The organism is Salmonella sp. 741265055_HSA (assembly GCF_046569525.1).
In the GTDB taxonomy this organism is placed as follows: Bacteria; Pseudomonadota; Gammaproteobacteria; order Enterobacterales; family Enterobacteriaceae; genus Salmonella; species Salmonella enterica.
The window spans coordinates 1-6640 of the sequence record NZ_JBKFSQ010000069.1; the positions used below are offsets into that span (position 1 = coordinate 1).

General features: G+C 46.3%; 7 protein-coding genes and 3 pseudogenes. 7 read left to right on the top strand and 3 right to left on the bottom strand.

Going from position 1 to position 6640, the window contains the following annotated elements:
* Positions 1-192 (bottom strand): annotated as a pseudogene (locus ACLD4K_RS21590) (STM2901 family protein); the annotation flags it as partial.
* Positions 193-491: 299 nt separating this feature from the next.
* On the opposite strand from ACLD4K_RS21590, the gene ACLD4K_RS21595 reads away from it, so the two are divergent.
* The 3 genes from ACLD4K_RS21595 to ACLD4K_RS21605 all read left to right on the top strand — a co-directional run bounded on the left by ACLD4K_RS21595 (position 492) and on the right by ACLD4K_RS21605 (position 1574).
* The gene (locus ACLD4K_RS21595; protein WP_000885424.1) at positions 492-740 is read left to right on the top strand and encodes a type II toxin-antitoxin system Phd/YefM family antitoxin; all 249 of its coding nucleotides are present in this window, start codon (positions 492-494) and stop codon (positions 738-740) included.
* Positions 730-1014 (top strand): type II toxin-antitoxin system RelE family toxin, encoded by a 285-nt coding sequence (locus ACLD4K_RS21600; RefSeq protein ID WP_000221343.1) that lies wholly within the window; start codon positions 730-732, stop codon positions 1012-1014. The genes ACLD4K_RS21595 and ACLD4K_RS21600 overlap by 11 nt, the downstream gene beginning before the upstream one ends.
* 170 nt (positions 1015-1184) lie before the next feature.
* The gene (locus ACLD4K_RS21605) at positions 1185-1574 is read left to right on the top strand and encodes a RidA family protein (protein ID WP_079972972.1); all 390 of its coding nucleotides are present in this window, start codon (positions 1185-1187) and stop codon (positions 1572-1574) included.
* 47 nt (positions 1575-1621) lie between these two features.
* Here ACLD4K_RS21605 and ACLD4K_RS21610 read toward each other — a convergent pair whose 3' ends face one another.
* Both ACLD4K_RS21610 and ACLD4K_RS21615 read right to left on the bottom strand, forming a co-directional pair.
* The gene (locus ACLD4K_RS21610) at positions 1622-2701 is read right to left on the bottom strand and encodes an S-adenosylmethionine:tRNA ribosyltransferase-isomerase (RefSeq protein ID WP_411012478.1); all 1080 of its coding nucleotides are present in this window, start codon (positions 2699-2701) and stop codon (positions 1622-1624) included.
* Between the two features lie 192 nt (positions 2702-2893).
* On the bottom strand, positions 2894-3382 hold the full coding sequence (locus ACLD4K_RS21615; protein ID WP_001293634.1) for a MarR family winged helix-turn-helix transcriptional regulator: 489 nt from the start codon (positions 3380-3382) through the stop codon (positions 2894-2896).
* Between the two features lie 44 nt (positions 3383-3426).
* Here ACLD4K_RS21615 and ACLD4K_RS21620 point away from each other — a divergent pair, with 44 nt between their 5' ends.
* The 4 genes and pseudogenes from ACLD4K_RS21620 to ACLD4K_RS21635 form a co-directional block, all read left to right on the top strand.
* Complete coding sequence (locus tag ACLD4K_RS21620; protein ID WP_411012479.1) at positions 3427-4935, top strand: FAD-dependent oxidoreductase; 1509 nt, start codon at positions 3427-3429, stop codon at positions 4933-4935.
* Positions 4925-6169: an MFS transporter gene (locus tag ACLD4K_RS21625; RefSeq protein ID WP_411012480.1), complete on the top strand. Its 1245-nt coding sequence runs from the start codon at positions 4925-4927 to the stop codon at positions 6167-6169. Before ACLD4K_RS21620 ends, ACLD4K_RS21625 begins: the two co-directional genes overlap by 11 nt.
* Positions 6162-6275, top strand: a pseudogene (locus ACLD4K_RS21630) (PhoPQ-activated protein PqaA family protein); the annotation flags it as partial. The gene ACLD4K_RS21625 and the pseudogene ACLD4K_RS21630, both read left to right, overlap by 8 nt.
* A 148-nt stretch (positions 6276-6423) precedes the next feature.
* Positions 6424-6596, top strand: a pseudogene (locus ACLD4K_RS21635) (PhoPQ-activated protein PqaA family protein); the annotation flags it as partial.
* Between the last annotated feature and the right edge of the window lie 44 nt (positions 6597-6640).

Consider the following 6640-nt stretch of genomic DNA (forward strand, 5'->3'; position numbering starts at 1 on the left):
GTGGCGGGTCACACTGCCTTCCAAATAGCCTGTACTCGTCAATACGGTTCTCGCTGTACGCTTACCAAAATCCTGAACACCCAACTGATTGGCAGTGTTTTCGCAGAAAATCATAAACAGCAACTGACTAGCAGTCAGATTTGAACGTCCGGCATAAAAATAAGTGCTATTAAGCTCTTCAACTGTATCCATACTCTAATTTCCTGATTAAATTAACTTTATGCATTGGCAATGCAACCACTTTATAGGATTGTTTTAACACATTTGTTCGTCGTGTGCTTGAATTAGACAATGGCAAGCTGGTGCGCACGCTGTTAACGTTCCTGGTAATCGATACAAGCAGTTAGGTTCTGGACATCAGAGCTTAGCCTTGAAAAAACCGTCAGCTGCCCGCATCACTGACCGGGCTGGAGCTGAATCTCCTTCGTGAAGGATGCTTTTATTAGTACTATTAAAGGTGCTATATTTAGTCATCAACTAGGAGGTAAATTATGGCATTTCAAATTTTAACGACTACTGCAGCAAGCATTACAGAACTGAAACGTGATCCAATGGGAACTTTCAATGCCGGAGATGGCGCTCCAGTTGCCATTCTTAACCGTAATGAACCGGCTTTCTACTGTGTTCCTCCGGCACTTTATGCTCATCTTATGGATATTCTTGAGGATGAAGAACTCGGTCGTATTATCGATGAGCGTGCGAATGAACGCGTCATTGAGGTCAACATTGATGACTTATAAGCTGGCATTTAACGAATCTGCACTAAAAGAGTGGAAAAAGCTGGGACATACTATACAGGAACAGTTTAAAAAAAAGTTACGGGAACGGCTTGAAAACCCTCGGGTTCCGGCTTCTCAATTGCATGGAAGAAAGGATCAGTACAAAATTAAGCTGCGTGGTGCAGGATACAGACTGGTGTACAGCGTCGAAGATGAAATTATCACGGTAACTGTCATTGGTGTTGGAAAGCGAGAAAATGATGCCGTCTACAAAATGACACGACACAGAAGCTAATCACTCTGGAAATGCTCTCTTTCCCGTCAAGCGATACGACAAACAGGCCCAGTTCTTTTATGTGACTGCACCTTGACATATGTCACGTATATGAAACTATGGCCTACGTTGTGTATGTGACATTCATTTTATTCCAGCCCGGAGTGTTTACGCTATCTGAGGATAACATTATGACGCAACGTATCGCGGTTTTTCCTGCCGATCGCCATTCTCTGTATGAGGAACATGGGTATTCCGCAGCCATCCGTTCTGGTGATTTACTGTTTGTTTCAGGCCAGGTAGGCAGTCACACAGACGGCACGCCGGAGCCTGATTTTCAAAAACAAGTGAGGCTTGCTTTTGAAAACCTGAAAGCAACGCTGACTGCAGCAGGATGCACATTCGATGACATAGTGGATGTCACCACCTTCCATACCGATCCAGAGCAACAACTTAACGACGTGATGGCGGTGAAACAGAAGATATTTGCCCATCCCCCTTATCCTAACTGGACCGCTGTTGGCGTTACCTGGCTGGCCGGCTTTGATTTCGAAATAAAGGTTATTGCCCGAATCCCCTGATGCTTATTCTCGGTAAAACCGGTAGCATTGTACCGGTTTTATTTTATTCATCCCTGCCCTTCATCCTGTATGATTAACATGCAATCACCAAACATATCGAACTGACATGACTGGATATCTTCTGAGGCATAGGCCTTCATGAGTAGATCAACCCCAGCAAACTGACCAGTTAACACCATATGCGTCGTTTTTGGCTGATGTAAGTTCGTTAGCAGGCAGTCAACCACTTTCAGTTGATAACCTGGATGTATATAAAGCGCAGTCCAGCCAGAACTTGCTTTGAGGCAATTGTGCTCCCTCGAATACGCAGATTCCAGGCATCGTGTAACGGTAGTTCCTATGGCAAAAATGCGTCCGCCATTTTGCTTCGCAGTATTAATGATATCCGCTGTTGCTTGTGGAACCTCGTAGTATTCTTCGTTGATAGTCACATCCTCTACACATTTTGTTTGTATTTTTCTGTTGGACAACATTTCTGTTGATGCAACATGTAAAGTAACAAAAGATATTAACCCACCTTTATCTTTGATTTTTTGGATAAGATCCCAGGTAAAATGAATGCCGGCAGAGGGTATTTCCAAAGAGCCATACTTTTTAGAAAAAACGGAACGATAAGCATCTGGATATTTATAAAACAAGCTGGAATCCACATACTCATCAAGACGCTCACCATGACTGGCTAAATAACAAATTAAGGCCTCATAATTTTCTACGACGGCCCGGTACTGACGTTCTTCGCTAAACTTTTGCTCTACCTCAATAGAAATACCAGGATTATCAACCAAATAAAAAACATCATTCGCATTAAACCTTTCTTTTAAAAGTCCGGAAATAATTACTCTATTATTTGGTAAAAACCCCTCTAAAACAATTTTAATTAATTTATTCTGCCTTGTTTTACAGATAAACATATAGTTTATTATAGCACTGTCGTTAAAACAGATTACATCACCTTCTTTGATATAATCTGTTACTTTACTAAAGTCTACCTTATGAATTTCCCCTTTACTCCGGTTGAGGACAAGCATCTTACACTTTTCCCTGAATGAATCATTGGCTATCCAATGAGGTCTGAGTGGGATAGTCATCTGATCGGTAATGCGAAAATCATATTTTTCGGTAAGCATATATTTACCCTTTGAAAAACCATTGATACGGCGATTGTTATATAGCCATATTCTGCAGTATACGTTGGCCTTTCAAAGGGTGAAAATTAACTCGATAAATGTTGTTGTTATATTTACTTTGCTGGCTATTTAATCAATGTCAGATACCGATATTAAGCTGGACGATCGGATTTGACCGCCCTTTTCTTTTGCTTATTCCGGCATTGAAGCATCGCTATCCATTGCATCGGCAAACTTTTGCATTAACCGAACAAAGACATCAAGTTCATCCTGAGGCCAGTCTTTAAAAACAACTTTGCCCATTTGCTCTCGCGCAGCGTCTATACGCTCCGTCATCGCCTTTCCTGTACGGGAGATAACGGCCTCGCGTATACGACGATCGATGGCATTATGCTGCCGTATTATCAACCCCAGCTTCTCCAGTTTGGCGACCTGTCGGCTTACCGTCGTATAATCACGACCGGCACGTTCGGCTAACTCAACAACGCCAATCGGCCCTAAACGTTCGATACTAATAAGGATCGAAAATAGCGCACGATCGAGTTGAATCCCCGCCTCTGCAATTAATTTCTCATCATTACGAGGCCGGTTAAGCGCGCTCACCACGCGAATCAACGCACCGTGAAGCGCCTTCATTTGCTCGGAAATATGTGTATCTTGCACATTTTTATTTTCTGACATAGCATGTCTCCTCTTATGTGCATAATACACATATCGGAGAGACGATGACAAGATACACCACTACAGATGTACTGATCTGCGGCGCTGGCGTTACCGGGCTTACTTTAGCCATCGAACTGGCGCGTCACGGGGTCTCATTTCGCCTGATTGAGAAAAGAACGACGCCTTTTACCGGCTCCCGCGGTAAAGGTATTCAGCCGCGAACGCAAGAAATCTTCGAGGATCTTGGAATACTCAATAAAGTGGTCGCCGCCGGCGGGCTCTATCCCCGACTACGAACCTACCGTCACGACGGAAGCTATGTAGATTCAGATATTGCGCATCATACAAAACCGACCCACGCCGAACCCTACCATCTGCCATTGATGGTTCCACAGAACGTGACAGAAACGATTATGCGGGAGCAATTAAAAGCATGGGGACATCGGGTGGAGTTCGGCTGCGAGTTACGACATTTTGCGCAAACCCCACGCACGGTCACCGCGTATGTTGCCGGGCCGGCTGGAGAAGAGGTCATCATCGCGCATTATTTGATAGGCGCGGATGGCGGCGGAAGTTTTGTCAGAAAGAAATTAGGCGTTAGCTTCTCCGGTCGTACGTTGGGAATCCATGCGCTTGTGGCTGACGCTTCGCTTTCCGGTCTAAACCGGGATGTATGGCACCATTTTAACGATGGCGATATGACGCGGATGATAACGATTTGCCCTCTCGCCGGCACACAGCTCTTTCAAATCCAGGCGTTGTTGGCCCCGGACGACTCGCAGAATTTCTCAGCCGACGTGCTCACGGCTTTTCTTACTGAGCGAATCGGGCGGACGGATGTTCGCATCCATTCGATTCCCTGGGTATCAAAGTACCAGATGAATGCGCGCATAGCGGAACATTACCGTGTGGGTAAGGTATTTTTAGCCGGTGATGCCGCTCATGTGCATCCGCCGACGGGTGGGCAAGGGTTAAATACCAGCATCCAGGATGCCTATAACCTGGGATGGAAAATGGCAGCCTCGCTGCGGGGCGCAGGAGAAGAGCTTCTCGATAGCTATGAACAGGAACGCCGCCCGGTAGCCGAATCACTGCTCCACCTTTCGACCCGATTACTTGACTCTCAAAAACAGGGTGGCATCAAACGAGAACGCGACGTTCAACAACTTGACATCCAGTATACCGACTCCCCCTTAGCCCACACGTTGCCCGAACGTCAGCATGGGTTACAAGCGGGAGAAAGAGCTCCGGATGCTCCTCTTTTGGGCGCCGGCGGCCAATCATTACGATTATTTCAGTTACTCCAGGGTCCGGACTGGAATCTGTTGGCCTACGAAACCCACGGTAAGGTCATCGATGCGCGGCGAGGACTGCGTATTCATCACATTGGCGAGCAGGACGAGCTCATCGATACCCTGGGGCACTTCCGGGAGTCCTATCATCTGGCGACGGGTCAATGCGTGCTGATCCGACCCGATGGCTATGTCGGCGCATTCTTTCACGGCAAACAGAGCAACGATATTGAAAATTATCTCTCTCATTTTGCCATAGGGATTAAAGATGAATACTAATGTCTATGAGAACACCGACAGTGAAACTATCACCCCGCTCAACAAGCGGCGTATTTTGCCTGTTTTCCTGCTTGTCGGCCTTTACGCCGCCAGTACAGCGGCTGTGATGTCGGTACTGCCTTTTTATATCCGCGAGATGGGCGGTTCGCCGCTTATCATTGGAATCATCATCGCCACTGAGGCTTTTAGCCAATTTTGTGCAGCGCCCCTGATTGGCCACCTTTCCGATCGCGTTGGCCGCAAGCGAATACTGGTTGTCACGCTGGCTATTGCGGCGATAAGTTTACTATTACTTGCCAACGCGCAATGTATCCTGTTTATCCTGCTCGCCCGCACGCTTTTTGGCATTAGCGCCGGGAATTTGTCAGCCGCCGCAGCCTATATTGCCGATTGTACGCACGTCAGAAATCGGCGTCAGGCAATCGGTATCCTCACAGGCTGCATTGGTTTAGGCGGTATTGTCGGGGCAGGCGTTTCAGGGTGGCTATCGCGTATCAGTCTGAGCGCGCCGATCTACGCTGCCTTTATACTTGTCCTTGGGTCTGCCCTGGTCGCGATTTGGGGGTTAAAAGCCCCTTCCACAACATCACGTCCCACAGATAAAATAGCAGCGTTCTCTGCCCGCGCTATTTTAAAGATGCCAGTCCTTCGCGTCTTAATTATCGTAATGCTTTGTCATTTCTTCGCCTATGGCATGTACTCTTCACAATTACCTGTTTTTCTTTCTGATACCTTCATCTGGAATGGGCTTCCCTTTGGGCCAAAAGCGTTAAGCTACCTGTTAATGGCGGACGGGGTCATTAATATTTTCGTTCAGCTATTTCTGTTAGGTTGGGTGAGCCAATATTTTTCGGAGCGAAAGCTAATTATCCTAATCTTCGCCCTTCTTTGTACTGGATTTCTCACTGCGGGTATCGCCACGACCATACCAGTGCTTATTTTTGCTATCGTTTGTATTAGCATCGCTGATGCGCTAGCCAAACCCACTTATCTTGCCGCCTTGTCCGTCCATGTATCGCCTGCCCGACAAGGTATCGTCATCGGAACGGCACAGGCATTAATCGCAATCGCTGATTTTATATCCCCCGTATTGGGCGGATTTGTCCTGGGGTATGCCCTGTATGGCATCTGGATCGGTATAGCTATCTCTGTCGCCATTATTGGTCTGGTGACGACAATGATTTACCTTTCAAAAAGTTCACCGCTAATAGCGAAACCAGAAACAGAATATTGATGCTTCACTTGAGGATATTTATCAATCATACGGTGGAAATTGGCCCATTACATTCTACCCCTACTACCAGCAAGGCATAGATGAGAAAATAAAATCCCCTACATTTAGGGCCTATCCCATTAGGGCTATTTTACTTGCCATTCTGGACCTGGGCAGTGCTCAAAATCCTCACGTACTACGTGTACGCTCCGGTTTTTACGCGCTGTCCGTGTCCAAACTGACTGCGCCAATAACGCCTGGTGGGATAGGCTCTTAGCCAGCCAAGAAAAATAATAGTTCCTTTAAGGTATCTCAACACTATTTATCAGCCCCGCCTTGCAATACCGAAATATATTATCAATGCAAGTGACGATGATTTTTTGTACCAGATAACACTCGCTTTTATTATAGCAAACTTCCTGGCGTAAAATCATTACGTATATACCCAAAATAATTCGAGTTGCTTAAAGGCGGCAAGGGAGTGAGTCCCCA